Origin of the sequence: Psychrobacter celer, from assembly GCF_016107555.1 — a bacterium.
GTDB lineage: Bacteria > Pseudomonadota > Gammaproteobacteria > Pseudomonadales > Moraxellaceae > Psychrobacter > Psychrobacter celer.
This window is the reverse complement of sequence record NZ_JABASU010000053.1, coordinates 1-1,247: the sequence shown is the minus strand read 5'-3', so window position 1 is coordinate 1,247 and position 1,247 is coordinate 1. Positions and strand designations below refer to the sequence as shown.

At 42.5% G+C, this 1,247-nt stretch carries 1 protein-coding gene; it reads left to right on the top strand.

Annotated elements, in window-relative coordinates; all coding sequences use genetic code 11:
• Window positions 1-321: 321 nt before the first annotated feature.
• Window positions 322-1,247, top strand: a 926-nt coding sequence (locus JFC05_RS12620; protein WP_265091146.1) for an MBL fold metallo-hydrolase, incomplete at its 3' end; no start/stop codon positions are given.

The window sequence follows — 1,247 nt, the reverse complement described above, 5'->3', positions numbered from 1 at the left end:
AGTATATTGATAAAGATTTTCAGACTGTAGCATAAAGGGTGGATGGATAGAGTGACAATAACTTGCTTTTGCAAAACTACTACCTACCTTTAAGAGACAAGCAATTTGGGACAGATGAGAATCATAATGAAATGGTACTTGCTAAATTGCCATAGGTATTTAAGGGTTCGACTAGGTTAATATATGTTATTGTATATTGATAAGCATTAAAATAATATGGTACTTTTAAAAAGTTCACATAGCTCTTTGCTATTGAGCTAATTAATGATAGCTCGCTATAGAAAGTAGCCGTCTGATTTAAATTATAATAATAAGGATACAATGATGCTTTTGGAAAAGATTAAAACACTTGGTCTTTCACACCTCTCTTATTTAGTGGGTTCTGGTGGTCAAGCTGCGGTGATAGACCCGCGTCGTGACTGCGCGATATATGTAGAAAAGGCACGCGCAGCAGGACTTCGGATCACTCATATTTTTGAGACTCATCGTAATGAAGACTTGGTCTCTGGTGCACCAATTTTGGCAGAAATGACAGGAGCCACTGTATTACATGGTCCCAATTCAGAGCGACCGGTTGTCTATGCTAAGACGGCGCGTAATGGTGATTGCTTTACTATTGGTCAACTTGAAATTCGCGTATTAGAAACGCCCGGCCATACTGATGACCACCTTGCTTATGCTCTATTTGATACCGCCTACCCAGAAAAAGCGGTTGGTGTCTTTACTGGCGACGCGCTATTTGTGGGAGATGTTGGGCGTACTGACTTCTATCCTGATCGCCGCGAAGAAGTGGCAGGCCTGCTTTATGATTCACTACAAGATATTTTAGCGCTTGGCGATCAAGCCATTATTTATCCTGCTCACGGTGCTGGGTCAGTCTGTGGCTCAGGGATGGCAGAGCGTGAGTTCTCTACCGTCGGCCACGAAAGATTGAACAATCCGCGTTTACAAATTACAGACCGTGATGACTTTATTGATTTTAAAGTGAGCGAAAACCATTACCAACCACCTTACTTTAGGTTAATGGAGCGACTAAATATGGAAGGTGGTGAAGCCCCACCAGTCGTTATGCGCCCTCGTAATCTTTCGCTCGATCAACTCAATAGCTGCGGTGCTGATCATCTTATCGATATTCGTGAACCAATGGCTTATGCCTCAGGTCACCTGCATGGGTCTATGAGTCTACCTGTAAATATGCTTCCTGCATTTGCTGGGTGGTTTATTGAAGAAGGACAAAGTTTGGCATT